This is a genomic window from Streptomyces sp. CG 926, assembly GCF_003148825.1.
Lineage (GTDB): Bacteria > Actinomycetota > Actinomycetes > Streptomycetales > Streptomycetaceae > Streptomyces.
Genome location: NZ_QGGZ01000001.1, coordinates 573,843 through 597,586 on the forward strand (window position 1 = coordinate 573,843; position 23,744 = coordinate 597,586).

The window sequence follows — 23,744 nt, forward strand, 5'->3', positions numbered from 1 at the left end:
GCGAGGTGGGCGCGGGAGCTTCGCTCGACGCCGGGTAGCGCCTTCAGTGAGACCGCGCAATCGGCGCCAGCGCGGCCCGGGAATCACCTGCATGGATTCTATGGATTTGCGCGGTGAGGAGGCGTCGAAGTCTCCTCCGTGGTCACTCAGGCAGGATGGCCCCGCCGAGTCCCTTACCCGCTGATAAGATCATCTTGCGGTTGTCTCGGGGGGGGGTACGACGTGACGGGTGCTGAACGTAGTCGGTCCGCGCAGGCGCGGTCTCGCAAGTCCGCCACCTGGCGCAAGACGGTCACGGACCGGGCACTCATGGAGGCCCGTGGCTGCCTGCGGGACTGGCAAGACGGCCGGCAGTCGGCCCAGGAACTCAAATCCGTCGCTGAGAGGATCATCGCGCCCGAGTACCAGGGGCGAGTTCTGATCGAGCTGTTGCAGAACGCCCACGACGCACACCCCTCACGTGCCCTAGACGGGCGCCTCGAGATCCTCCTCGACGAGGACGAGGGCGAACACGGCACCCTGTACGTCGCCAACGGCGGAAGGCCCTTGGGTGCGGGGGACTTCGTCGACCTGTGCAACATCGGGCTCTCCAGCAAGCGCCCCGACGAGGGCATCGGGCACAAGGGCGTCGGCTTCAAGAGCGTTCTCCAACTCACCGAGTCGCCCGAGCTGTACAGCGTGTCACGGGCCGGTTCGAAGACGTTCGACGGCTTCTGCTTCCGCTTCGCCCTGCCGGGCGACTTCACCTGGCTGGCCCGTCAAGTCGACCCCAACCAGGAAGGCCTGGCTGCCCACCTGGAGGACAACCTCTTCCGGCTCAAAGTGCCGATCCCCTTGGACGAAGTGCCGGAGGCCACCCAGCGCTTCGGGCGGCGGGGTTTCGTCACCGTCGTCCGGCTTCCGCTGCGCTCGCCGGAAGCGGCCAAGGCCGCCCGGGATCAGCTCGGTGAACTGATGGACGGTGCGGCCCCCTTCGAGCTCTTCCTGGACCGTTTGGAACGGGTGACCCTCGGCCGCAGGACGGCAGGCAGGACCCAGCGCAAGAGCTACGACCGCACGGTGCGCCAGCTCTACCGCTACCAGGGCCTCACCGTCCAAGAGGTCACGCTGCGCAGGGGGATGCGCCTGATCCTGGTGCGGGCGAGGGTCGACGAGCAGCTGGCCCGGACGGCCATCGCAACCTCCGTTGATGAGGGGACCATGCGCCCCGACTGGGCGGTGTGGGAGAAGAAGGCCGAGGTCAGCGTGGCCGTTCCGGTCGGAGATCCCCTGGACCGCGGCCGGCTCTATACGTTCCTCCCCATGGGGGAGCAGATCTCCTCGCCGCTCAACGGCTTCGTCAACGCGCCGTTCTTCGCCGAACTGAACCGGCGGTCCTTCAACGAGGCCATGCCCTGGAACGACCTTCTGCTGGACACCCTCGCGACGGCCTGCGCCCGTGCGGTCCTGCTCGGCGGCCAGGGGCGTCTCCCGCTGCCGGCCGGGGCACTGACCGACATGATGTGCTGGAGCCCGGACCAGGTGGAGCGGCTGGAAGCGGCGTTCGACACGCTCGGCCACGACCTGGACCATGTGCCGTTCATGTCGGTGCTCGCCCCGGCCGGTGGGCGTACCTCCTTCCGGTACGGATACCTGTGGACCGGCCAGGACACCGCGAAGGTGTTCACCCCGGGCGCCCTCGCCGCCACGGGCCTGGAACACCTCATCGACCCCAGGCTCCACCCTGCCCGGCTGCGTCGCCTCGCCGTGCTGGCCAACGCACGCCGGCTTGGTCTCACCCCGGGACAGACTCAGGTTGCCGAGTGGGCCGAAAGGCTGGCGCAGAGGACCCTCAAGGATCCCCTCGACCCGGGCTGGTGGGCCGACTTCTACTACGACCTGTCCGTCGACTTCCCGAATGCCTCGGCGCTGAACGGCAAGGAGATCATCCTCAGTTCCGCGATGACCCTCGCCCCCGCCGGCGCCGAGAGCGTCTTCCTCGAACGAGGCACCGACTCCGCGTCCGGCCTCCCGGCCCTGCCCGCAGGGCTTGCCGATCACCTCTTCTTCGTCCACGAGTCGCTCGACTGGTCCGGAAAGCGCGCCAAGCGCCGGGCCTCGGGGCGGCGCTGGCTGCAGTCCGAGCGCCTGGTCCAGGAGTACGGGGCCGAGGCCGTTCTCCGTGTGGTCACGGCGGCCATGGGAGCCGACGGCCACGACGAGAGCCTGCGGTTCCAGTGCCTGCGGTACCTCTGCTCGGTATCGACCGCGCTAGAGGGAGCCGGCCGTAGGGCACCCACGCTGCAGGGACTGACCGTACCGACCCGTGGTGGGTGGCTGGAGGCGAACCGGGCCATGTTCGGACCCGGCTGGCCCGGGGACCACCGTTCAGTGGACGAGACCCTGACCCGCTTCCTGGATGGTGTACCAGGCATCCCCGTACTGGCGACGACTGCCGGCTGGCTCCTGCTGAAACCCGAGGAGATCTGCGGGGAATCGGGCCTGACTCCCCAGACCATGCTGCGGTTCCTGGAACGCAACGGCGTACACCATGGCCTGCGGCCCCACTACGAGGCGTTCTCGGGCGGCGTCAGGGGGGAGGGACTCAACAGGCCGGAATGGTGGTTCTCCGGCATGTGGCACAGGGACGCGGGCGGCGACTTCCCCAAGCAGTGGCGTGACACCGCCGCACACTGGCCCAATCGACGGCCTGTCGCCCACGCCACTGTCGAATACCACCCGTCCCGCAAGGCGCTGGCCGTACTCCCCGGCCAGTACGACTACGCCGAGTTCGATGAGCAGAGCCGCCGGTTGTACGCGGAACTTATCGTGCATGGTCTTGGGACCTGGCAGGACAGCGATCTCGAGACGAGGTTCGTCCGTCCCGTGTCAGACAGCTACGGCACTCCGTGGCCGACCCCGCTGTCGGCCTTCCTCGCCCAGGCACCCTGGATCCCCCAGATGCCCGCTCAGGGAGGCGGGGTCACCTTCGCCCCGGCCGCGACGGCATGGTGGTGGTACTCCCACGAGACTCCACCCGACTACCTGACCGTGGTTCCCCCTGCGCTGCGTCGGCGGCAGTCCGCGGGGGTGCCCGACCGGCTGCGTCTGCTGGGCATCCGCGCCTGGGACGATCCGCGGAGCGCATCCGACCGGCTCCGTCATCTCCCCGCCCTCGTGGAGGAGCACGGGTACCTTCGCCAAGGGATGCACCGGTACGCGCTGAGCCGGGCATACGAGCAGGCGTGGTCGGAAATGCTCTCCGCACCCGAGGGCGCAGCAACCTCCCTGGCAGCGCCGGACCTCCTGCTCGTCGCACGGGCTGGTGCACTGGAGGCCCATCGGAGCGTGACGGAGGGCGAGACCGTCTACGTACCCGACCCGCAGGGGGCACAGAACCAGAAACTACTCGAACGCGTCCCGGTTCCCCTCCTGCCGGTCGAGGACAGAATGCTCGGCCTGCGGATCCACAGGTACCTGAAGACGCGAGGGAGATTCGCGGTCCGCCTCGCAAGCAAAGCCGACACCGACATCCGCGCAGGGGTCCTGCCCCTGGGCCAGGCACCGCGCGAATCGCTGCTGGCATACGCGGGTCCATGGCTCCGCACGTTCGTGGCAGCGGCGGTGGAGCTCGATGAGGAAAGGTCCTCGCGCCCGGACCCCGTAGCGCTGCCGGAAGTACTCCGGCGCTTGCAGGCGTGCGAGTTCAGCGTGGCGCGCGAGGCCGTCGTCTGGGTCGCCGGGCACAGGATCGAAGAGGCCGCCGATCACTCGCTCCTGCACCAGGACCCTACGCAACCGTGCCTCGTCATCCTGCACACGGGAGAGCCCACGAAGTGGCGGCTGCTGCGGAACGCGGCGGCGGGGCTCGCCGGTCTCGTCGGCGCGCCCTACCTAGCCAAGGGCCTGCGCGCGGCGCTCATCGAGCTACAGGAGCGCTGCCCGCAGACGGAGGAGATCGACGACGAGCAGATCGCGGCCGCACTCGACGTGCCCCTGCGCAGGCTGGAACTCGTCCTCGCGGACCGGGCCTCGCGGCGCTCCGGAAGCGCCCTGCTCGTCCCTCTCCTCGCCTGCGTCGACATCGACCTCGCGGAGGAGCTGCAGCGGATCCTGGAGACCTTCCACGGTCGTGCCGAACTGCGTGACTGGCTTGCGGGCAGGCTCGATATCCACCGTGCGGACGTGCTGCTGCGGCTGCTCGACGATGACGACCGGCAGCGACAACTGGCGGAGCTGTCAGTCTCGCTGGCCGACGCGAACCAGGCGTGGCGGACCCTGGGGCTGCCCACGCTCGACCACCAGGCCAGGCACCGACAGCAGTTTGAGGCGTGGCTGCAACGGAACCAGCCGGCCCTCGCCGCGCGGGTCCGCGACGCCCACGCCGGCGTGCACCGGTCGGGTCGCTCCCTCGCCGGATACCTGAGGCTGCGCTCGCTGCCGGGATTCGAGCCCGACCCCCTGTGGCACACGACCCTGTGGGACCTGTCACCCGAGCTGCTCCAGTTCCACGCGGACGCCTGGGCCGCGGCCCGACTTCCGGCTCCGCTCCATCGACAGATCACCCTGCGCCCCCTGGAGGAGGTCCGCGAGACGTCCATCGGCGCGGTCCACCGATCGTTGCCTAGGCTACGAGGCCTCATCGAGGAGTGGACACGACGCGCAGGTACCGCATCGGCTCCCTCCCTGCCGGGTGCCGCCGACCTCGTCCAGAAGCTGGACGAAGAGGGCTCGCTCGATTTCGAGGCACTCACCTCTGCGGTCCTCATCGGCTGGCTGAAGGGCCACGGCTACTGGCCCGACGGGATGCCCGCGACGGACCGACGAGCCGAACTGGGCCTGGATACGTCTCACGTGCCACTGCCCGGGCAGCGTTCCGGTAACAGCTCACCGTCCGGGTCCAACCCCGTGGCGGGGAAACCCGGACCGCACATCCTGCTCAACGGGATGCCCCTGCCTACCCAGCCGGACGAACTAAGGGAACTTGCCCAGGCGGTCGCCGGCGATCTGACCCCCGAGCAACTGGCCACGCCCGCCCAGCCGACAGGGTTCCTGGCCCCGGTCGTTGGCAAACCCCGTCGAGCATTGGGGTCAGGCGGCGGATCCGGCGGCTACCGCGCCCCCACCACCGACCAGGACAAGACCACAGCCATCGGCCTCGCCGGTGAGACGGTCGCGGGTGCATGGCTACGTCAGCAGTTCGGTGTCCCCGAGGAGACCTCCTGGAAATCCAGCCTGCGTTCCCATGTCATCGCCGGCGGCCTGGGGGACGACAGGCTGGGCTACGACTTCCTCATCCACGACGGAGACCGGACGTACCTGTACGAGGTCAAGGCCTCGGTCGGCAACAGCGGTGAGTTCATCCTCGGAGACTCCGAGGTGGAACGGGCCTCTCACCTGGGCCCGGACGAGACGTACATCATCGTGTACATCTCTGACGTCCTGGACCGCACCCGCCGCCGCATCACCCCGCTACCTAATCCCTTCGGCGCACCAGGCCTGGCTGGTTACGAACTCGTCAGTACGAGGATGCGGCTCCGCTTCACCCTCTCACGGTAGAGGTTCCCTGATGATGCTCGCCGAACTCATGTGCGAGCACTGGTAGATCGAGGCCCTGCACCACATCAGAGACGACCAGTGTGCCTCCTCATCAGAAACGCTTGGCGACCTGCAGCCCGGCTTCGCCAGGGGGCACGCCCGACGGGGAGTCGTCGGGTCGGCAGATCAGTTGCGCTTCCGCGATGCGACGCCGCACCAATAGAAACCGCCCCTTGTCCACCACAACGGTGGCGGCAACAGGCCGCTCAGACTCATCGGCCACAACAACCTCCTCGTCCCACAGTCCCACTCAGCGGCAATCCACCGCCAGAAGCTACCTGCCCTGGGGGAAGCTGGGGAGGAATGAGGCTTCGTGGGGGGCCGCTGGGGGAGTCGACTGCATAGACGGGCAGCAGGAAGAAAGAGCCGGAGGGCCGATTGCTACAGGCCAGACCGCCTGCACACCCGATTTCCGCAGGTCAGCTGCGTGAGGGAGACGACTTCACTGACGCGTGGTGTCGCCGGGTAGGCCACCAGTCAGCCTGCTGGTCATCGCGGTCAGCTGTGGCGGCGCCGAGGTTGGATTCGCCTCGGCCCCATAGCGGGACCGGCGGGGTTTCCCGGCCCGCGTATGCGGCCAGAAGACCCCGATCGGGCAAGGCGATTCTCAGAGCGCGGGCTGCGCGGGCATTGGCCATTGCCTTCGGGGCTGGAGACCCGTCGCCGGTGAGCGGCGATGCCCCTCGGCGTCGCCGGTGTCCCGTGCTCCCACTCTATGTCTGTAGGGTAGGGAACCCTCGCAGGCTATGCGCCGTCAGAGGCGTCAGAGGCCTTCCGGTGCCAGGCCTCCGCCTGGGCGGCGCGCCCAGTGTCCTGCAGCAGAACTACGAGATTGTGCATCGCGTCAATGTAGCCAGTGGCAGCGGCTCTCCGGTACCAGCGTTCCGCCGGGCCGATGCGCCCGCTGTTGTGCAGCAGGACTCCGAGGCCCGTCCGCGATTGATCAGGAAACATCCGAACCCGCCGCCGCGCCACCTCCCGCGGCTGGCCCGGCAATCCGGCAATCCGGCAATGCTGGTGCCAGGATCGGTGCGGCTGCCGACAAGCTGAAATGCACGACCCGCAGAAGCGCGCCTCGTCCGAGCGAAGCGCTCCGTTGGGGTGTGCTCCACGCCCTTTGTGGCTCAGTCCTGCCTCGCAGGTCCAGAGCTCGGCGTAGCTCGCAATACAGACGGCAAGTCCATCGGCGGCGCCAGGAGGTGATTGGGAACACGGCCCCCCGACAACGGAACTCGGCCTTCCCTCTGTCCTCTGCTTACGCCTCTGGCAGGGGCGGCTGCGACCACTGTGCCGACGGCACAGGCCCTCCACCCAGCAGGTCGCGCAGCACGGCCGCGTTCTCCTCACCGAATGGCCGCAGAAGGCGGAGAGCGGTCCCCAAAAGATCGGCGTAGACGAGCAACGCCCGAGCGCCGGGCGGGCCAGCCGTCTGTGTGGAAAAGTTACACCTCAAGGCGTACCCCCCGGGCGTCATAGCCAGAGCCTCGACGACCCCCTCCTCCTGCCCCAGTGCCGCGCTGATCCCGTCCAGTTGCGGGTCGTTGGTGACATCTTCGCCAGGCGAGTCGTATCCGATACTCCGGTTCGGCGTCATCATGCGAATCGACGTGAGCGTGATGCCGTGTCTGTTCGCCCGCTCACGTACCTCGGCCAGCAACGGAACCTCGTGCTCCTCGGGGAACTCCAGATCCTTGCGACTGCCAGCGATGTACGCAATGAAATCGGGCCCCTGCAAAGCCAGTCGCCCTCGGTCCACCATCCACCGCCAACTGCCACCCGCACCGGTGCCCGCGCTGCGCCCTTCGACGACCATGCAGACATGGGCCTTCCATGCGCCGACGGCGCTGCGCATGAGGTGTTGCAGATTCTCGGTGCTTGTAATGCCGCTGTCGAGCAGCGGTTTGATGTCCACAAGCGGCTGGATACGCCGCCAGAAGTCTTCGTCGCCGATCTCCTCCGAGGACAACAGCAGGCTCAAAGAGGTCGCGTCGAGGGACGAGCGCAGCGGCACCTCGCCAGGGAAGTCTGTCATCGACCGGCCGCTGCCTTGCCACATTGCGGCCATGAAACTGGAAAGCCGGTGCGCCACACCCGGGGTCGTGCGCCGGCCAAGCGTGGTCAGAGCGGCACGAGTCGGGGCCTCCCGGCCCTCACGGGCCGCACCCACTCCCAGGTCCACCGAGGCGAGGAACTGCTCCACCTGGTCCTGTCCCATGATCCCGCGACCGCCTTCGACGATCGCGTCGGAAGCGAGTGCAACCGGCGAGCGGGTCGCCGAGTGGGAAGGCAGGGCCCCAAGCCCGAAGGGATCCAGAACGAGCGTCTGCCGCTCCCCCGCGATGTTGTCCAGTCGAGTCCACGCAGGACCTTCTCCGACCTGCCCCAGCGGCACGACGAGCGGTTGCTGCTCTCGTTCGAGCAACATCACGTCGTTGGCGAGGAGAACCGGATCGGAGGAAGCCCGCAGATAGACCCGCCGTTCAGCCGCCCGGCTGCCGCTCTTCCATGTCATCAGCAGGTCAGGAACGTAGGTGTGGTTGAAGAAGGTGGTACGGACGATCTTGGCCGAGGGATACACCGCAAGCAGCCGACGCTGCACCACGTCCTTCACCCGTTCGACCGCCTCACGGGGGTCGGGGTGGTCGAGCGCGCGATCGATCTCAGGTTCGACGGGAGTCACCATGACGTCTTCCCCTGGCTGTTGTAGAAGCGGGCGACGACTCCACGCCAGTCGTCGAGTGGAACGAGCTTCTCCTGCTTCTCCGACATGACCACGATCCAGAGCCGCGCCGACAGCTCATTGACGATCTCGTCCTTGATCAGTTCCCGGGCTTCGTCGAGATCTTCCGTGCCCAAAGCGCGAACCGCTTCGGCCAGGACGGCTTCCCGGATCGCGTCCGGTGCTGTGAGCACGTCCCAATCGCGTGCACGGAACGGCGCCCAGCTGATCCACATGTAGTGATCGCCGAGCATGTAGTCCTTGCTGAGCGCGACGTAGCACTTGGCCAGAAAGCTCTTGTACTCCGTACCTTGATCACTTGAGTTCCGGCGCCACTTGACCTCGGCGCAGAACATCTGGCCATCCCAGTCCCCGCCACGCATGACCCCACCGAGGTCGTATGAGAACTGCTTCTCATTACCGTGCGGCCAGTGGAGGGTAAGCTTCTTCGCCCAGGCACCGTCCGTGTTGGTGTACGACTGGGCCACGCGCATGGTGCCCTCGAGCCATCTCTTCGCCCGCTGGACGGCCTCTGCACCTATGAGGTGCGCTTCTTCACCCGGCACCGGGAAAGGGTGCCTCAGCTACGTTTCCGCTTCAAGTGGTTGAAACCGGCCACCCTCTGTCGGCCACCGGTCGGCACCTGCACGCACTACACGTAGCGGGGCCGTGTATCCGAACCATGCCTTGACCAGCCACGATCTGTTCGCTGCGGTGTCCTCGGCCGGGGAGAATCTGGGGAGAATGAAGCCCCATTGGGGAGCAGCTGGGGAGGATCGGCCGTACACACGGGCAGCACGGCGAAAGGGCCGGAAAGGCGGATCGCCGCAGGTCGGACCGCCTGCACTGCTGGTTTCCGCAGGTCAGCGGTGTGAGGGTGATGACTTCAAGAAGATCTCCGCCTGGGCCGCGATCCTCTTCGCCCCCACCCTGGTCGGCACCATCTACGGCATGAACTTCGAAGACATGCCGGAGCTCAAGTGGGCCGGCGGCTACCCCTTCGCCATCCTCCTCATGGCGGTGGTCTGCGTCAGCCTGTACGTCATCTTCAAGAAGCGCGACTGGCTGTAGATCACATAGCAGAACCATTGATCAACTTAGCTCCTGCGAACGTCGAGAAGTGGTCCGTAGGACCCCTGGGGAGAATCTGGGGAGAATCCGCAGCCCGACCATGCCGGTCGTTCCGCCGCACCTTGGGGCCAGCCCTCCCGCACCGCCGACCACCTTCGACGGCGCGCGATTGCGGAGGGTAACGACAACGGGTGGCACAGCAGATGCTGTGCCACCCGTTGTCGCGACCAGGCCTGGCCTGTCTCCCCCGACGACTGAGAGCCGGCAGTCGTCCAACGACCTTGCCCGTGGGACGTCGATGTCCGACCCCCTGTCTAGCCTGTCTCCGTGAAGCCCACCGATGACCGCCAGTTCCCCGCCGCGCTCGCCACCGCGATGGCCGTTCGATTCGACTACGCCGACGGGAAGACCGGGGTCGACTTCGAAGCCTTCCCGGCCTTCCTGTCCGCCGCCGACACCACCGACTGGTTCCAGGCATGGACCGGGAACAGCGAACTGGACGGCGACGACTTCCGCGTGTTCGGACAGGACGGCACGGGCGGGTACGCGGCGATCTGGCTTGTCCGCCCAAGCCGCCCTCTGGCCGAGCAGCCCATCGTCTTCCTCGGCTCGGAGGGCGAGACCGGCGTCGTCGCCCGCGACCTGGGCGACTTCCTGTGGCTCCTGGCCGACGGCTTCGGCCCCTGGGAAGCCGCCACCTCCTACGAGCCCGGCTGGAAGGCGCACCCCAACCCGGAACTGGCAGCCATCGCCGAAGGATTCGCACCGCACCGGCGCCGGTCGGCGGCAGCCGTGATCGAGCTGGCAGCCCAGGAGTTCCCCGACTTCGACGACACCATCATGGAACTCTGCCGCTGAACCCGGTGCGGTCGTTTGCGGACATTCGCCTGCGCCCCTGGCCGTGCCCGCCGCATTCGAGAACCTCTGTAACCTCTGGCCATGAGTCATGAGGAAGACGAGGACGAACTGATCCTGGAGGCCCGCGCGATGCTGGCCGTCGGACGGAACGCCGAAGAGGTCTTCGTCGCACTGGCCGCGCGCAACAGCGACTGGGAGGCCTCCGCCTTGGTCGTGTGTCTGGCCCTCGGAGTCCCCAGGACTGACGCCGAAGCCCGAATCCACGAGGCTCGCCCCCTCTTCGAGGAGTTCACGGTGGGCGAGGACGACCTCGTCGCCTCGGTTCTGGCCTTCGTGGACGTGTTCGTCGTGGACCGGGTGCTGGACGCTCACCAGGAACGGATCCGCGACCTACTGGGGACCGCGGCCGGCGCCCGCGGGGGCTACCCCGGCAGCCTTCTCGCGTGCTTCCGTAGCGGGGAACTCACGAAGATCTTCCTGTACTTCGCGAAAACGCGGTTCCGGGACGGACGGGGCTCGCCCCCCGATTTCTGGGCGGCCATGATTGCGGCCGGGGAACTACTGGCGACCGGGGACGGCCCCGACCAGGCGGAGGTGACAGCGGGGCTGGAGCACTGCCGGGCACAAGCAAGCTCCTTCGGTGCGGGACGTCAGGTGCCGCCCTGAGCGGGGACGAGGCCCTCGGGTACGTACTCGGGCACCGTGCCGAGTAGTGCGTCGATGGCCGCGCGTCCCTTTCCGCCGGCCTCCGGCATGAAGTGGGCGTAGTGGTCGAGGGTGATGGTCGGACTTGAGTGACCGAGCCACCGGGCGAGCGTCACGATGGACTCGCCCGCTTCGAGGAGGACCGAGGCGTAGGTGTGCCGGAGCCGGTCGGGCTCCGGTCCGCCCCAGGGGAGCTCGACGTCGACCGCCGGATGGTCGAGGAAGTACGCGGCCAGTTCCACGGCCACAGACCGGGGCATGTCGACGATGCGCGTCTTGCCTCCCTTGGACAGGGCGAAATAGAGCCGCCCGGGGAGAAGTTGCACCTGCCTGCGTACCCGGATGACACCGCGTTCGAAGTCGATGTCCCTCGGCGACAGCCCGAACAGCTCTCCCTGGCGCAGCCCACACCCCAGCGCGACGACGACCGCGATCCGGTACCGGGGATTGATCACGTCCCGCACCCTCTGCGCCGTTGCCAGCGGCCAGGCGTCACGATCTTCGTCGGGAGCCTTCGGCCAACGCACCGTCTTGGCCCGCATCGGGTTGCGGACGAGGCGCTTGTCGTCGATCGCGGTCTCGAAGATGTTCGACAGCGAGGTGAGGATCTGCCGGGCGTACCGCGGAGAGCACTCACCTTCGAGCGTGGCTACGTAGCCGCGCAGGACGGTCGCCGACACGTCGCGCAGCGCCACCGCACCGAGGTGCGGAAGGATAGAGGGACCAGCGGGGTCCCTCGACCCGCGTATGCGGCCGGAAGACCCCGATGGGGATACGACGATTCTCGGAGCGCGGTCTGTGCGGGCTTCAGCCATTGCGTTCGGGGCCGGTGACCCGTCTCCGGTAGGCGGGGATGACCCTCGGCGTCGCCGGTGTCCCGTGCTCCCACTCTCGCGGCGGCAAGGTTGGGAACCCTCGCAGGCTATGCGCCGTCAGAGGCCGCAGCGGCCTTCCGGTGCCAGGCTTCCGCCTGGGCGGGGCGCCCGGTGTCCTGCAGCAGGACTACAAGGTTGAACATCGCGTCGATGAAGCCGGTGTCGGCGGCTCTCCGGTACCAGCGTTCCGCCGGGCCGCTGCGTCCGCTGTTGTGCAGCAGGACTCCGAGGTTGTTCATGCAGACGGCGTTGCCGGCATCGGCGGCCTGCCGGTACCAAGCTTCCGCCTGGCCGCTGCGCCCGGAATTCAGCAACAGCAGTCCGAGATTCTGCATGGCGTTGACGTTCCCAGCATTTGCGGCCTTCCGGTACCAGGTTTCAGCCTCGTCCCCGCGCCCCGTGCCCTCCAGCAGTAGTCCGAGGTTGTTCATGGCGTCGGCGTTTCTCGTGTCGGCGGCTTTCCGGTACCAGGCTTCCGCCTCAGCGGTGCGCCCGGTGTCCTCCAGCAGCAGCGCGAGGCTGAACATGGCCTCGGTATCTCCGGCTTCGGCGGCCTGCAGGTGGTGATGCTCCTCGGTTTCCGAGACCTCCGCTGTCGGATCGAGGGGTGTCCCGGGGGCAAGGCGGGCGGAGCGCAGGAGTGCGGCGACGTCTTTGGCAGTGAAGGGACGGCTGGCGGGTTCTTTGGCAAGGAGAGAGGTGACGAGGGTGTCGATGCCGGGCGGGATGGCGGGCCGGCGGGTGCTGGGCGGTTCGGGAACGGTGGACAGGTGCATGGCGATGACGGCGTACGCGGAGTCCGCTGTGAACAGGGCGCGCCCCGTGAGGAGCTCGTACAGACTGACACCAAGGGCGTACAGGTCGGCCGAGTGCGTCGCTGTCCGTCCACGAAGTTGCTCGGGAGCCATGTAGAGAGGGCTGCCGAGCAAGGCTCCGGTCGTGGTCAGGCCGAGCGTGCCGTCCTGGATCTGGGCGATCCCGAAGTCACAGATCTTGACGGTGCCGTCGTCGAGCAGCATGAGGTTGGACGGTTTGATGTCGCGGTGGACAATGTTCCGCGCGTGGGCGGCGGCCAGCCCGTCGCACACCTGAGCGCCGTACTCCAGCACCTTCTCCAGGGGAAGCCCGCCGGGGTGGTCCTCGAGTAGGACCGTCGCGAGATCACGCCCTTCCAGAAACTCCATGACGAGGAACGGAGAGACTTCCTCCTGCCCGTCGTCTCTCGTCTCCCGGTGCTCGCCGAGGTCGTGGACGACGGCGATGTTGCGGTGGTTCAGCCGGGCGGCTGCCTCGCCTTCACGGTGGAAGCGGGCCAGGACCCGGGCGGCAAGCCGGTCATCACGCAAATGCGTGGCCAGCGCCATCTTGATCGCGACGGTACGACGCAGCCGCAGATCGAAAGCCGCCCATACCTCTCCCATCCCACCCTGCCCCAACCGGCTGTCGAGCTGGTAGCGGCCGGCTAACTCCATCCCCCTATGCATGCAGGTCACGGTATCCCGCCCGCGATTGATCAGGAAACATCCGAACCCGCCGCCGCGCCACCTCCCGCGGCCGGCCCGGCAACCCTGGTGCCAGGACCGGTGCGGCTGCCGACCAGACCGGGCCGTCCCTGCCCGAGTGGGGAACACCGTCGATGCCGACTGTGCGGTCCGCGTGTACTACTCAGTGATCACCAATCCGACAGGTGCATCCGATCAACTGATCAACCCATCAAAGAGACACGCTCCAGCCCTTCAAGGGCAGCAGCCCAGGACCCCAGGGCCCTGCGTTCAGCAGACCGAGCGCATGCTCGGCGATGCCTTCGGCCACCGTCGCGTCGTCCGCCTCCCTCAGCGCCGCGACCGGATCGGGACCCGCGTCCAGAACGAGGTGGACATGCGCGTCCACGAGCCCCGGCAGCAGCGTGCCCTCGGGGTAGTCGTGACGGAGGATGCTCGCGGGGGCACGGGACTCCACATCGTGGCGCGGTCCGGTGTCCGCGATGACGCCGTTTCGCACCAGCACGGCGCCGTCCGTCAGGACCTGGCCATGCGGTCCGATCACCACGCGCCGGGCCGAGATCAAGGTGTCCATCGCCACTCCTCGTTCAGGATTGTGCTGTCAGGGCTTCGGACAGCCGGATCAGTTGCCGTACGTCACTCTCCAGACTGCCGTCGCGCTCGCCCTCGCCGGGCAGCGCGACCGGGACGGCCTGGGAGGGCGCGTCCTCTCCGGAGGCGTAAGCCAGCAGCGCGGTCCTCAGATGGCGCGCCGCGACCTCGGGCGTGAGTGGTGCCTCGACGTCGGCCGTGGCCGCCTCCAGCGCCAGATAGGGACTGATCCGGACGAGCCCGTCCCTGCACTCGATGACACGCCGGTAGTAGCGCCGGTGCACGCTCCGCGGACTCAGCACGTCCCAGCGGCGACCGCCCCCGGTGCGTTCGAGTGCGTCCTCAGGGAACGCCAGGTGCAGAGCCTCCCAGAGAGGGGCCAGCCTGCGGTAGACGCGGCCGTGGTGCCACCACAGACGGATAGTGGCCCAGCGCGTGACCAGCCCCGGGTAGACCACGCCCGCTACGAAGAGGGGGATCGCGAGGTCGAGGAGGAGCTTCGCCCCGGTGATCACTGGGTGGGGCACACCGCCGCCGAGCAGGCGCAGGAGCGTCACGCACTCCCGTACCGCCGAGGCCAGCACCATGCCGGCCAGCGCGGCGGCCACCATCCGCAGCCCGGTCGTCAAGGGCCGGCTCGCCAGCCGCGCGTACCGCACCGTCCAGAACAGCGCCGCCGCCAGGGCATACGTGAGGTAGGCGCCGGCCGAGAGGTAGAAGACCGCGACACCGGGGACCCTCATGTCGGCCGTCGCGTACGTGTGGCCCCGCTCGGCGTGCGGCGTCACAGCCATGGCTGCCGAGGCGATCACCGCAGTCGCGGCGAACGGCACCGCATGCCACCGCACCCGCGTCCGGGCCACGGCCGGGTCGGACGCCGAGTGGATGAAGAAGCACCCCAGGAAGTACACGGCTCCGAGCAGGCAGAGGTTCTGCAGCAGCTTCGCGGCGCCGTCCCCGGCGAACCCGTCGGCGAGGCGGATGACCACGGGCAGGCCGAACGGGAAGGACAGACCCGCGCTGAACATGCAAAGGAAGACCGCGCGCAGCAGCCGGTCGGAGGGATCGCGTGCCACCTGCCGCCCCGTCCAGAGCAGCGATCCGTACAGAACGACGGCGAGCACCAGGGACAGCACGGTCACAACCACCCCTGCCGGTCCGCGAGCGCCGTGTGCACCCGTCGGGCCGAGACGTCACCCGGCGCGCGGGGCGTGACCCGGTCCAGCACCGACGCCCACTCGAGGATGATCGTGGCGACGAGTTCCGCCTCCCGCTCTCTTTCCTCGGCGTAGGAGGTGCGCCGGAGCGCGCGGTTGATCACTTCGATCGAGAGGTCCGGCAGCACCTCCTGCCAGACGACGTCCTCGGACTCGTCGCTCCCGTGGTCCGCCAGGATGTGCCCGACCTCGTGGAGCACGATGTGGTCCTGGTGCGCCCGGCTGGTCTCCTTCTGGTAGAAGATGAAGTCCGCGTGCGCGCCGGCGATCCACAGACCGTACGGGCCCGGTACAGGCAGCGAGTACGGGACCAGTCGGATCGGCCGTCCGCGGTGCTCACCGAGGAGCCGGCACAGCTCGGGGACCCGCAAGGGGGCGGTGACGCCGAGTTCCCTGAGGATGCTCCGACATCGTTTGCGCAACGTACGTTCGTTCACGAGCCAACTCCGCTGGTGAATCTCCCTGAGGCCTGGAAATTCCATCCAACGGCGTCACACCATCACGATCCAGGACGATTCAGGCCATCGTCCTGGCCGGGACCGCCCTCGGCCTGCTCCAGGCGGTAGACCACGTCCAGCAGATCCATGACCTGTTCGCGGTGCTTCTGCGACAACTGCCCCGCCCGCATGGCCATCAGCCTCACGTCACTGCCCTGCGATGCCTCGTGCAGCCGCGCCTGCGCGGCGGCGAGGGCCAAGAGCTGCTCCTCGATGCGTGCGGTGGCCGAGTCGTCCACGAAATAGGCCGCAGGAACTCCGAAGAAGCCTGCCAGCGCCTGCAGATGACGCAGCGTCGGGTTGGTCTTCCTGCTCTTGCGCAGCTGCCAGATGTAGCTCTGGGAGATCGACACACCGGTGCCCCGGATGGCGGAGGCCACCTGCTCGTTGCTGTACTCGTGGTCGGGATCCGGTCTGACGGTCTCGAAGAGCCGGTTCAGCTTGTCGGCGAAGCCGTGTTCCGGTTCCTCTGGCATGACGTCCACCTCCCTGGTCCGGCCAGCTCTGTTCTTCCACTCGGATGAATCGGCACAACGTCCACTATCGCCACTCTGGTTGAAGAGCGTCAAGGTGCGGACTACGGTACGGCTGCACCGGCCGTCAACCGACGTGAAAGCACGATCTACCCAAGGATCGACATGGGTCGATACCGGACCCGGGGAACGACGAAGGCAGCCATCGGCTCCGCACCGACCACGCGGGAGCCGTCCCACGGCTGCCCCGTCCCCTGCACGGCGAGCCGACGGCATGGCGCGAGTGCTGGAGCACAACGTGAGCCAGAAGGGGGAGCAACACATGTCAACTGCGTCCGGAACGGGGAACATCCACCTCCACAGCAGTGCCGCCGAAATACCGCTCTACGCCCAGATCCGGGCGAAGCTCAGGATGGACATCGCGTCGGGCCTCTACCCCCAGGGGGAGTACCTTCCGCCCGCCGACCAGCTCGGCAAGGAGTACGGAGCCAACAAGAACACGATCCTCCGCGCGCTGCGGATGCTGCGCAGCGAAGGGGTCGTGGACTTCGGGCGCGGTCGCGGCGCCGTCGTCCTGCCGGCTTCGGGCCCGGTGGGCCTCGACGACATCTCCGACCAGCTCCAGCGGGTCGTCAACCTCGCGGACGTCTCGGGCATCCCGCGCGCCGCCATCATCTCCGCCATCGAACGGATGCCCAGGATGGCCGCCCGCCACGGGAGGGCGGCGCGGCGCGGGGCGGTGCGCGGCCGCAGGCCGGGATGGAGCCAAGGAAGCTCATGCGGAGAGTGACCAACAGCCCAAGAAGACCAGGCTGATCCCGCGCCCCGGACCGGCGGATCCTTCTCGTCCCGGTCCCTCTTGTGCCAGGTGGCGGCCCTGACGAGTGGTGCCCGGGCGGCCCGGCCACCCCGGTCGCGGACCGTGTCGTCCACCGGCTGCTCCTTGAGCGGAGGGTGCCCACCGGCCGAGGATCTTTCCAGGCGGCCACCGAAATCCCGGGTAATAGGGGGTCGTCCCGTCAGAAACCCATGCGAGAAGGGATGAGAACCATGGCCAAGAAGGTCTACGAGGTTCCGGCGCTGTCCAAGGCCGGTGACTTCCGCAAGGACACCGGATTCCTGAAGCGCGGACCGCACGAGCCCAAGGTCCGTCTGCCCCTGGGCTGGTAGTCCGATGACACGCCACGGCGAGGGATGGTTCGCGCTGTTTCCGGACTGTGAGGCCGCCCTCGCCGTGGCCTCCCGGCTCGGGGCACGAGCCGAACGCACCCTCACACACCCGTCAGGACGACCGTTCGTGCGGGGCAGCTGGGCCAGATCCGTCCAGGCCCGCAACGACCGGGGAATCTTTGTGGCGCTCATCGGGCACACCCCCGTCGGCGCACCCGAACTCAGCGCGCACATCGCCGGGATGCGCGATCCCGGCGCAATCCACCGAGTCACCGCGCGCCTCCCCGGCGACTTCCACGTCATCGCCGAGGCACACGGCGAGATCCACGCCTACGGCACCGCCTCGGGGATGCGCCGGCTCTTCCACGCCATCGAGGACGGCGTCACCGTCGCCGCCAACCGCGCCGACGTGCTGGCCCGGCTGGTCGATGCACCGATCGACGAGGACGTCCTCGCCCTGCGGCTGCTGGACTCCGTCCCGCACCCGCTGGGTGACGTCCCCCTGTGGCGCGGCGTGCACTCCGTCGTCCCCGGCGAACTCCTGCGCTTCGGCCGCTCCGCCCCCCGGACGGTCCGCTGGTGGCAGCCCCCGCGGACACAAGTCCCGCTCGCCGAGGGGGCGGAGGCGCTCCGCACGGCGCTGGACGAGGCCGTGCGCCTGCGGGTGGACGCCGCCGGAAGCGTCAGTGCCGATCTCTCCGGCGGCCTCGACTCCACCACCGTCTGCGCCCTCGCCGCAGGCGTGAGCACCGCTCCGTTACCCGTGCTCACCATGCCCAGCAGGGACCCGGGCGACGACGACGTGCAGTGGGCCCGGCTCGCCGCCGCCGAGATCGACGGCCTGGAGCACATCCTGCTCGACATCGACGAGATCCCGCTCTTCTACAGCCGTCTGCTGGACGTGCGCGGACCCGTCGACGAACCCCTCCCCACCATCCTCGACCAGCCGCGCCAGCTGGTCGGCCACGACCGGCTCCTCGCCCGCGGGTCGCGCCTCCACCTCACCGGCATGGGCGGCGACCACGTTCTGTGGGGGCATCCCGCCCACCACCGTGACCTGCTGACCACCCGTCCCCTCACGGCACTGCGGAGCATCCGCGGCTACCGCGCCCAGAACCGCTGGTCGCTGCGCGAGACCTTGGCCGTCCTCGCCGACAGCCGCCCCTACGGCCAGTGGCTCGCGGACGTCGCCGACGACGTCACCGCCCCGCGACCCGCCCCGCACAGCCCGGACGTCTTCGGCTGGGACATCCCGCCCCGTCTGCCCGTCTGGGCCACCGCCGACGCCGCCGCCTCCGTACGCCGGAGCCTGCGGGAGGCCGCCCGCACAGCGCAACCGCGCGGTACCACCCGCGCCCTCCACAACGAGATCCACACCCTGCACCACGGCACGCGGGCCACCCGAATCCTGCACCAGGTCGCGGAGCACAGCGGGCTGCCGCTGGCTAGCCCCTTCCTCGACGACCGTGTCGTCGAGGCGTGCTGGTCGGTCCGCTCCGAGGAACGCGCCACGCCCTGGGAGTTCAAACCGCTACTCAAGCGCGCCATGCGCGGCCGAATGCCCGACGCGCTGCTGCGCCGCACCACCAAGGGCGAGGCCTCGGCCGACGCCGCCAACGGGCTGCGGGAGAACCGCGAACGCCTCGCCGAGCTGTGGCGGGACTCGCTGCTCGCCAAGGCCGGACTGGTCGACGCCGACAAGCTCCTGGACATCACCCTGCGGCCCTCGTCGCCCGAACTCCGGCACGGCGGCCTCGACGCCACTCTCGCCTGCGAGATCTGGCTCCGCACCATCTGAAGGGGAACCCATGCAACTGCGTGAGGACGTGTCCGTGGTGGACACCGACTACGGCAAAGTCCTGCTCGACGGCAGTACGGGTGAGTACTGGGAGCTCAATCCGACCGGCAGCTCGGTCCTGGCCGGCCTGCTCGACGGCACCCCGGCGAAGGACGTCGCCGACGCCCTGTGCGCCGAGTTCGACGTCGACGCGGACCGGGCGCAGGCCGACGTGAGCGCCCTGCTCTCCGCCCTGCGCGACGCCCGGCTGGTCGGCCCGTGAGCTTCCATCCGGTCCCGGAGACCCACACCGGGACGTCGTTCGCCCAGCGCGCCGGAGCCCGCCTCGCCGTGGCCGTGGGCCGGCCCCTGCTGCGCCTGCCGCCGGCCCGGCTGGCACAGGTGCTGGGCGTGGTGTCCCGCGGGGCCCGGCCGGCCGGCCATGACCGGACCTACCGGGCCCGGCGCGCCGTTACCACGGTCAGCGCGGTCTGCGCGGGCCGTGAGGGCTGCCTGCCGCGCTCGGTCGCCACGGCCCTGCTCTGCCGCGCCCGCGGGGAATGGCCCACGTGGTGCGTCGGCGTCCGCGCCGCGCCGCCCTTCGGCGCCCACGCCTGGGTCGAGGCGGAGGGCCGGCTGGTGGGCGAGGAACTGCCCGAGAGCTACTTCCGGAGGTTGATCACCGTGGGCTCCGGGAGCGAGGAGAGGAGCCCTTCATGACCGACCACGCGAATCCGTCCGGCACCGCGACCGGAACCGGCCGGGGAGCCGGGGGCGGGACCGTGGCGCACCCCGGGGAGAACCCCGCCGACGGCGCCCGCCCCGGCACCCGTGATCTGCTGCGCCTGCTGCGCGGCAGCGGCCGGACCGTGGGGGCCGCGCTGGCGCTGACCGTCGCCGGCACCGCCCTCGGACTGCTCCAGCCACTGCTGACGATGCGTCTGATCGACCGGGTCTCAGCCGACCGGGCCGTCACCGCGCTCGTCGTGACGCTGGCCGCTCTCTTCCTCGTCCAGGCCGCCCTGGAGGCGGCCGGCCAGTACCTGTTGGACGTGACCGGCGAGAGCGTGGTCCGGCGCCTGCGCCGCGGGCTCGTCGAACGGCTGTTGTTCGTCCGCCTCCGAGAACTCGACGGCCGGCGCGCCGGCGACCTGCTCTCTCGAGTCGGCACCGACACGACCATGCTGCGGGACATGGTCGCGGGCAGCTTCGTCCAGCTCGTGACCGTCACCATCACCGGAGTCGGCGCCGCGGGACTGATGCTCTGGATCGACCCCGTCATGTTCCTCGTGGTCGCCGGGACGCTGCTGGTCGCCGCCGTCCTCGTCGCGGGCGTGATGGCCGGCATCCGGGCCAGCACCGAACAGGCCCTCGCCGGTGTCGGTGCCATGACCGCCGACCTCGAACGCGCCCTCGGCGGCATCAGGACCGTACGGGCGGCCCGCGCCGAACACCGGGAGGCCGAGCGCATCGGCGCGGACATCGACGCCGCCTTCACCGCCGGCGTCCGCTCCGCGAAGCTCGGTTCCGTCGTGGGGCCCGCCATGGAGATCGCGGTCAACGGCTCGTTCCTCCTCGTCCTGCTCGTCGGCGCGGTCCGGGTTTCCGACGGCTCCATGTCCGTCAGCGAACTCGTCGCTTTCCTGCTGTTCGCCACCTACCTGGTGATGCCGCTCGCAGGCCTCTTCAACGCGCTCAGCCTGATCCAGCGCGGCCTCGGCTCGCTTCGCCGGATCGAGGACGTCCTGCGCCTGCCCGTCGAGCGGGACCAGGAGGACGGTACGCCCGTACCGCTCCCTGCCCCCGCCGCATCGCCCGCGGCATCGCCCCCGTCCCCGCTCCTCGAACTGCGCCGGGTCTCCTTCGCGTACGACGACCGCCCGGTACTGCGCGACGTCTCGTTCTCCGTGCCGCGCACCGGACTCATCGCCCTGGTCGGCCGGTCCGGCGCGGGCAAGACGACGATCGTCTCCCTGGCCGAGAAGTTCCACGAACCGGACGGCGGACACGTCCTCTTCGACGGCGCCGACGTCAGGGGCGTCGATCCGCGCGACCTCCGGGCCCGTATCGGCCTGGTCGAGCAGCACGCGCCCCTTCTGTACGGAACCCTGCGGGACAATCTCGTCTACGCGAAACCCGAGGCGAATGAGAGAGAAATCCGGGAAGTGCTCCGGATGGTAAATCTCGAAGAACTCGTGGAGCGCCTGGCGAACGGACTGGAGACGGAAGTCGGCGACCGGGGATTCAATCTCTCCGGGGGCGAACGCCAGCGCGTCGCCATTGCCCGCGCGCTGATCGCCCGGCCCGAACTCGTACTCCTCGACGAACCCACGTCGCAACTCGACCCCATCAACGAACGGGAACTCACCGACGTCCTGCGGGACATCTCCCAAGAACGCGCCCTGCTCGTCGTCGCCCACCGCATGTCCACCGTCCGGGCGGCCGACCGGATCGTCGTCCTCGACGAGGGCCGTGTCGGCGCCGAGGGCACGCACGAACAGCTGCTCGCCGAGGACCCGTTCTATCGCAGGCTGACCACCGACCACCTCACGCCGCCCCTCGGCCGGCCCGCCCCAGACAGGAGTGTCGCAGCACCGTGAGCCCCACCCTTGCCCGCACCGCCACCGCACCCCACGCGACCGCCGGCGCCCGCGTACCGGGCGCACCGCACTGGACACCGGCCCTCGAACGGGTCGGCCGACTCACGCCGCGCGAGCAGGAGACCTTCCTCCTGCTCGCCGAAGGGCTCTCGAACGCGACGATGGCCCAGCGGCTGCACGTGACCGAACGGACCGTGCGCGCACACGTCGCCGCGGTCATGGAAAAGCTCGAACTCTCCTCACGCCTGACCGTCTGCCTGGCTTCGTACGTGTTCTCCACGGAACACGCGGATGCCGGAACCGGCTCGGTCCGTAAAGAGTCCTGAAAAGGCTGACCGTTCGGGATCCGGATCCACGGCGAATACTGTCGCCACGGCCAATGGAACGGACGCACGGTGTTCGAAATGATTTGTCCGGCGCCGGAAAAAACCTCCGGAGCCCCCGACGAAGCGATTCGCCGGGAAGAATGACGAAAGGAAAGTCATGTCTGACGCATTCGACCTGGACGCCCGGATCTCCGCTCCCGCCGGCCCCACCGGCGAGCAGGCGCCCCCGCCGTCCATCTCCGGGATCGCCACCCGCACCGTCTGCACCCGGGTGACCTGCCAGGCCAGCAAGACCTGTGTCTGCACCTCGATCTGCACGGTCTTCTGCGTGGGCGGCAAGTAGCCACGGGCTAGTTCCCGACGGGTGCTGCCGTGGTCGAGACACGGCAGCACCCGTCGTCGCAGAGCGAGAGAAGCACGCCGAACAGACAGGGGCCGACCACCATGCACCTCACCCACCACGGTACCGAAGCCTGGGCCCGCGTGGCAGACGACGACCTCGTGAGCCGCGCGCGGACAGCCGTCCGGCAGGTTCTGAGGGAGACCGCGACCACCGCTCAGGTCGAGGACCTCGCGCTCCGCGCCGCCGAGCAGAGCGACACCACAGGCGCCTGGTACCCGCCCAGTCTGACCCACGGCCAGGCAGGTACCGCGCTGCTCCACCTGTACGCCGCCCGGGCCGGGCTCGGCGACCTGGACACGGCCTCCGGTCACATACGCGAGGCGGTCCTCTCGACCCGGACCGAACCTCTGCAGCATCACGGTCTGTTCGCCGGCACCAGCGGCCTCCTCCTCGCCCTCACGGACGTCACACGTGACGAGCCCCGCTTCCGCCCCAGCCTCGACCGGCTGACGGACCAGCTGGCCGAGCAGGTCCTCGCCGCGCCACCGCACCGCACCGAACGGGCCGTCAGCGACCTCGACTACGACCTCGTCACCGGCGCGGCCGGTACCCTCGCCCAGCTGAGCTCCGTCCCCGAGCCCTCCGAGCGGGCCGCCGAGGCCGCCGCAGTCCTCGCCGACTACCTCATCTGGCTGGCCGGACCCGCCGAGACCGCGGGCACCCCTCACCGCTGGCTCATCACGCCCCCGTACTACCCGCCCATCGGCGACTACCTCGCCAATTACCCGCACGGGTATCTCAACCTCGGTCTCTCGCACGGCGTCCCCGGCATCGCCGCGGCCCTCGCCGCCGCCTGGGCGGCGGGCAACCGCCGCCCAGGCCACCTGGAGGCCGTCACCACCCTCAGCAGCTGGATCCGCGCACAGGCTGACACCGACGCGCACGGCCCCCTGTGGAGCGACGGCACGCCCGTCGACGAACACGGCCACGAGGTCTCCGCCGGATGCGTGCACGACCGGATCGCCTGGTGCTACGGCACCTTCGGCGTCGCGGGCGCCCTCCTCACGGTCGCCGAGGCCACCCTCGACGGCGAACTGCGCGCCGAAGCCGTCGGCGCCTTCGAGGGCGCGCTCGCCCGCCTCGGGGACCTCCGGCCACTGTCGCCGACCCTCTGCCACGGCCTCGCCGGACTGGTCATGCTGACACTGGAGTTCGCCCCCTGGAGCGCCGCCGCCCGCGAGCGGCTGCCGGAACTGGTCGGGGACCTCCTCGACCGTCACGAGCCGGACCGCCCGCTGGGCTTCGCCGACCTGGAGGAGCCCGGCAAACCCGTCGACGACCCGGGACTGCTCACCGGTGCCGCCGGCGTCGCGCTCGCGCTGCTCGCTGCCACCGGCGACCGGCGGCCCGACTGGTTCCGCGCCTTCCTCGGCCGGTGACGTC

At 69.2% G+C, this 23,744-nt stretch carries 22 protein-coding genes and 1 pseudogene; 13 read left to right on the forward strand and 10 right to left on the reverse strand.

Annotation, left to right across the window (positions count from 1 at the left end):
* The first annotated feature begins 222 nt into the window (after positions 1-222).
* The gene (locus tag BCL76_RS02415; RefSeq protein WP_146228301.1) at positions 223-5,538 is read left to right on the forward strand and encodes a sacsin N-terminal ATP-binding-like domain-containing protein; all 5,316 of its coding nucleotides are present in this window, start codon (positions 223-225) and stop codon (positions 5,536-5,538) included.
* A 91-nt stretch (positions 5,539-5,629) separates the two neighbouring features.
* Here BCL76_RS02415 and BCL76_RS38760 read toward each other — a convergent pair whose 3' ends face one another.
* The 4 genes from BCL76_RS38760 to BCL76_RS02430 all read right to left on the reverse strand — a co-directional run bounded on the left by BCL76_RS38760 (position 5,630) and on the right by BCL76_RS02430 (position 8,862).
* On the reverse strand, positions 5,630-5,800 hold the full coding sequence (locus BCL76_RS38760) for a hypothetical protein (protein ID WP_181382406.1): 171 nt from the start codon (positions 5,798-5,800) through the stop codon (positions 5,630-5,632).
* Between the two features lie 521 nt (positions 5,801-6,321).
* Complete coding sequence (locus BCL76_RS40450; RefSeq protein ID WP_109777639.1) at positions 6,322-6,531, reverse strand: tetratricopeptide repeat protein; 210 nt, start codon at positions 6,529-6,531, stop codon at positions 6,322-6,324.
* Positions 6,532-6,832: 301 nt separating this feature from the next.
* Positions 6,833-8,260, reverse strand: a complete 1,428-nt coding sequence (locus BCL76_RS02425) for a hypothetical protein (RefSeq protein ID WP_109777641.1) — start codon at positions 8,258-8,260, stop codon at positions 6,833-6,835.
* The gene (locus BCL76_RS02430) at positions 8,254-8,862 is read right to left on the reverse strand and encodes a hypothetical protein (RefSeq protein WP_109777643.1); all 609 of its coding nucleotides are present in this window, start codon (positions 8,860-8,862) and stop codon (positions 8,254-8,256) included. Before BCL76_RS02430 ends, BCL76_RS02425 begins: the two co-directional genes overlap by 7 nt.
* Before the next feature lie 319 nt (positions 8,863-9,181).
* On the opposite strand from BCL76_RS02430, the pseudogene BCL76_RS02435 reads away from it, so the two are divergent.
* The 3 genes and pseudogenes from BCL76_RS02435 to BCL76_RS02445 form a co-directional block, all read left to right on the forward strand.
* Positions 9,182-9,367: pseudogene (locus BCL76_RS02435) on the forward strand (CorA family divalent cation transporter); the annotation flags it as partial.
* A gap of 327 nt (positions 9,368-9,694) precedes the next feature.
* Positions 9,695-10,225, forward strand: coding sequence for an SMI1/KNR4 family protein (locus tag BCL76_RS02440; RefSeq protein ID WP_181382408.1), 531 nt, complete (start codon positions 9,695-9,697; stop codon positions 10,223-10,225).
* An 81-nt stretch (positions 10,226-10,306) separates the two neighbouring features.
* Positions 10,307-10,891: a hypothetical protein gene (locus BCL76_RS02445; protein WP_109777645.1), complete on the forward strand. Its 585-nt coding sequence runs from the start codon at positions 10,307-10,309 to the stop codon at positions 10,889-10,891.
* Here the strand turns inward: BCL76_RS02445 and BCL76_RS02450 are convergent.
* From BCL76_RS02450 to BCL76_RS02475, 6 genes are all read right to left on the reverse strand, one after another.
* Complete coding sequence (locus BCL76_RS02450) at positions 10,876-11,625, reverse strand: tyrosine-type recombinase/integrase (RefSeq protein WP_258309242.1); 750 nt, start codon at positions 11,623-11,625, stop codon at positions 10,876-10,878. The genes BCL76_RS02445 and BCL76_RS02450 overlap by 16 nt on opposite strands.
* A 227-nt stretch (positions 11,626-11,852) precedes the next feature.
* Positions 11,853-13,277, reverse strand: a complete 1,425-nt coding sequence (locus BCL76_RS40285) for a serine/threonine-protein kinase (protein WP_181382409.1) — start codon at positions 13,275-13,277, stop codon at positions 11,853-11,855.
* A 241-nt stretch (positions 13,278-13,518) separates the two neighbouring features.
* The gene (locus BCL76_RS02460) at positions 13,519-13,881 is read right to left on the reverse strand and encodes an imidazolonepropionase-like domain-containing protein (RefSeq protein WP_109777650.1); all 363 of its coding nucleotides are present in this window, start codon (positions 13,879-13,881) and stop codon (positions 13,519-13,521) included.
* A 13-nt stretch (positions 13,882-13,894) separates the two neighbouring features.
* The gene (locus BCL76_RS02465) at positions 13,895-15,040 is read right to left on the reverse strand and encodes an MAB_1171c family putative transporter (RefSeq protein WP_109777651.1); all 1,146 of its coding nucleotides are present in this window, start codon (positions 15,038-15,040) and stop codon (positions 13,895-13,897) included.
* Complete coding sequence (locus BCL76_RS02470) at positions 15,037-15,552, reverse strand: hypothetical protein (protein ID WP_109777652.1); 516 nt, start codon at positions 15,550-15,552, stop codon at positions 15,037-15,039. The genes BCL76_RS02465 and BCL76_RS02470 overlap by 4 nt, the downstream gene beginning before the upstream one ends.
* A gap of 62 nt (positions 15,553-15,614) precedes the next feature.
* On the reverse strand, positions 15,615-16,088 hold the full coding sequence (locus BCL76_RS02475) for a helix-turn-helix domain-containing protein (RefSeq protein ID WP_109777654.1): 474 nt from the start codon (positions 16,086-16,088) through the stop codon (positions 15,615-15,617).
* A 319-nt stretch (positions 16,089-16,407) separates the two neighbouring features.
* Here BCL76_RS02475 and BCL76_RS02480 point away from each other — a divergent pair, with 319 nt between their 5' ends.
* The 9 genes from BCL76_RS02480 to BCL76_RS02520 all read left to right on the forward strand — a co-directional run bounded on the left by BCL76_RS02480 (position 16,408) and on the right by BCL76_RS02520 (position 23,740).
* The gene (locus tag BCL76_RS02480) at positions 16,408-16,875 is read left to right on the forward strand and encodes a GntR family transcriptional regulator (protein WP_109778306.1); all 468 of its coding nucleotides are present in this window, start codon (positions 16,408-16,410) and stop codon (positions 16,873-16,875) included.
* Between the two features lie 260 nt (positions 16,876-17,135).
* Positions 17,136-17,255: a keywimysin-related RiPP gene (locus BCL76_RS02485; RefSeq protein WP_107069644.1), complete on the forward strand. Its 120-nt coding sequence runs from the start codon at positions 17,136-17,138 to the stop codon at positions 17,253-17,255.
* 181 nt (positions 17,256-17,436) lie between these two features.
* A complete protein-coding gene (locus BCL76_RS02490; protein WP_181382410.1) occupies positions 17,437-19,053 on the forward strand; it encodes an asparagine synthase in 1,617 nt (538 codons plus the stop codon).
* Between the two features lie 10 nt (positions 19,054-19,063).
* On the forward strand, positions 19,064-19,315 hold the full coding sequence (locus tag BCL76_RS02495; protein WP_109777662.1) for a lasso peptide biosynthesis PqqD family chaperone: 252 nt from the start codon (positions 19,064-19,066) through the stop codon (positions 19,313-19,315).
* A complete protein-coding gene (locus tag BCL76_RS02500; RefSeq protein WP_109777665.1) occupies positions 19,312-19,752 on the forward strand; it encodes a lasso peptide biosynthesis B2 protein in 441 nt (146 codons plus the stop codon). Before BCL76_RS02495 ends, BCL76_RS02500 begins: the two co-directional genes overlap by 4 nt.
* Positions 19,749-21,632 (forward strand): ABC transporter ATP-binding protein, encoded by a 1,884-nt coding sequence (locus BCL76_RS02505; protein WP_109777668.1) that lies wholly within the window; start codon positions 19,749-19,751, stop codon positions 21,630-21,632. Before BCL76_RS02500 ends, BCL76_RS02505 begins: the two co-directional genes overlap by 4 nt.
* On the forward strand, positions 21,629-21,958 hold the full coding sequence (locus tag BCL76_RS02510) for a response regulator transcription factor (RefSeq protein ID WP_109777670.1): 330 nt from the start codon (positions 21,629-21,631) through the stop codon (positions 21,956-21,958). Before BCL76_RS02505 ends, BCL76_RS02510 begins: the two co-directional genes overlap by 4 nt.
* Positions 21,959-22,115: 157 nt before the next feature.
* On the forward strand, positions 22,116-22,301 hold the full coding sequence (locus BCL76_RS38770) for an FDLD family class I lanthipeptide (RefSeq protein ID WP_109777672.1): 186 nt from the start codon (positions 22,116-22,118) through the stop codon (positions 22,299-22,301).
* Positions 22,302-22,441: 140 nt separating this feature from the next.
* Positions 22,442-23,740, forward strand: coding sequence for a lanthionine synthetase C family protein (locus BCL76_RS02520; RefSeq protein WP_258309243.1), 1,299 nt, complete (start codon positions 22,442-22,444; stop codon positions 23,738-23,740).
* Positions 23,741-23,744 lie beyond the last annotated feature (4 nt).

Coding starts and splice junctions, on each gene's coding strand:
- BCL76_RS40450 (WP_109777639.1), bottom strand. CDS start 6,531: ATGTTTCCTGATCAATCGCGGACGGGCCTCGGAGTCCTGCTGCACAAC.
- BCL76_RS02425 (WP_109777641.1), bottom strand. CDS start 8,260: ATGGTGACTCCCGTCGAACCTGAGATCGATCGCGCGCTCGACCACCCC.
- BCL76_RS02445 (WP_109777645.1), top strand. CDS start 10,307: ATGAGTCATGAGGAAGACGAGGACGAACTGATCCTGGAGGCCCGCGCG.
- BCL76_RS40285 (WP_181382409.1), bottom strand. CDS start 13,277: ATGGAGTTAGCCGGCCGCTACCAGCTCGACAGCCGGTTGGGGCAGGGT.
- BCL76_RS02460 (WP_109777650.1), bottom strand. CDS start 13,881: ATGGACACCTTGATCTCGGCCCGGCGCGTGGTGATCGGACCGCATGGC.
- BCL76_RS02475 (WP_109777654.1), bottom strand. CDS start 16,088: ATGCCAGAGGAACCGGAACACGGCTTCGCCGACAAGCTGAACCGGCTC.
- BCL76_RS02480 (WP_109778306.1), top strand. CDS start 16,408: ATGTCAACTGCGTCCGGAACGGGGAACATCCACCTCCACAGCAGTGCC.
- BCL76_RS02485 (WP_107069644.1), top strand. CDS start 17,136: ATGGCCAAGAAGGTCTACGAGGTTCCGGCGCTGTCCAAGGCCGGTGAC.
- BCL76_RS02495 (WP_109777662.1), top strand. CDS start 19,064: ATGCAACTGCGTGAGGACGTGTCCGTGGTGGACACCGACTACGGCAAA.
- BCL76_RS02505 (WP_109777668.1), top strand. CDS start 19,749: ATGACCGACCACGCGAATCCGTCCGGCACCGCGACCGGAACCGGCCGG.
- BCL76_RS38770 (WP_109777672.1), top strand. CDS start 22,116: ATGTCTGACGCATTCGACCTGGACGCCCGGATCTCCGCTCCCGCCGGC.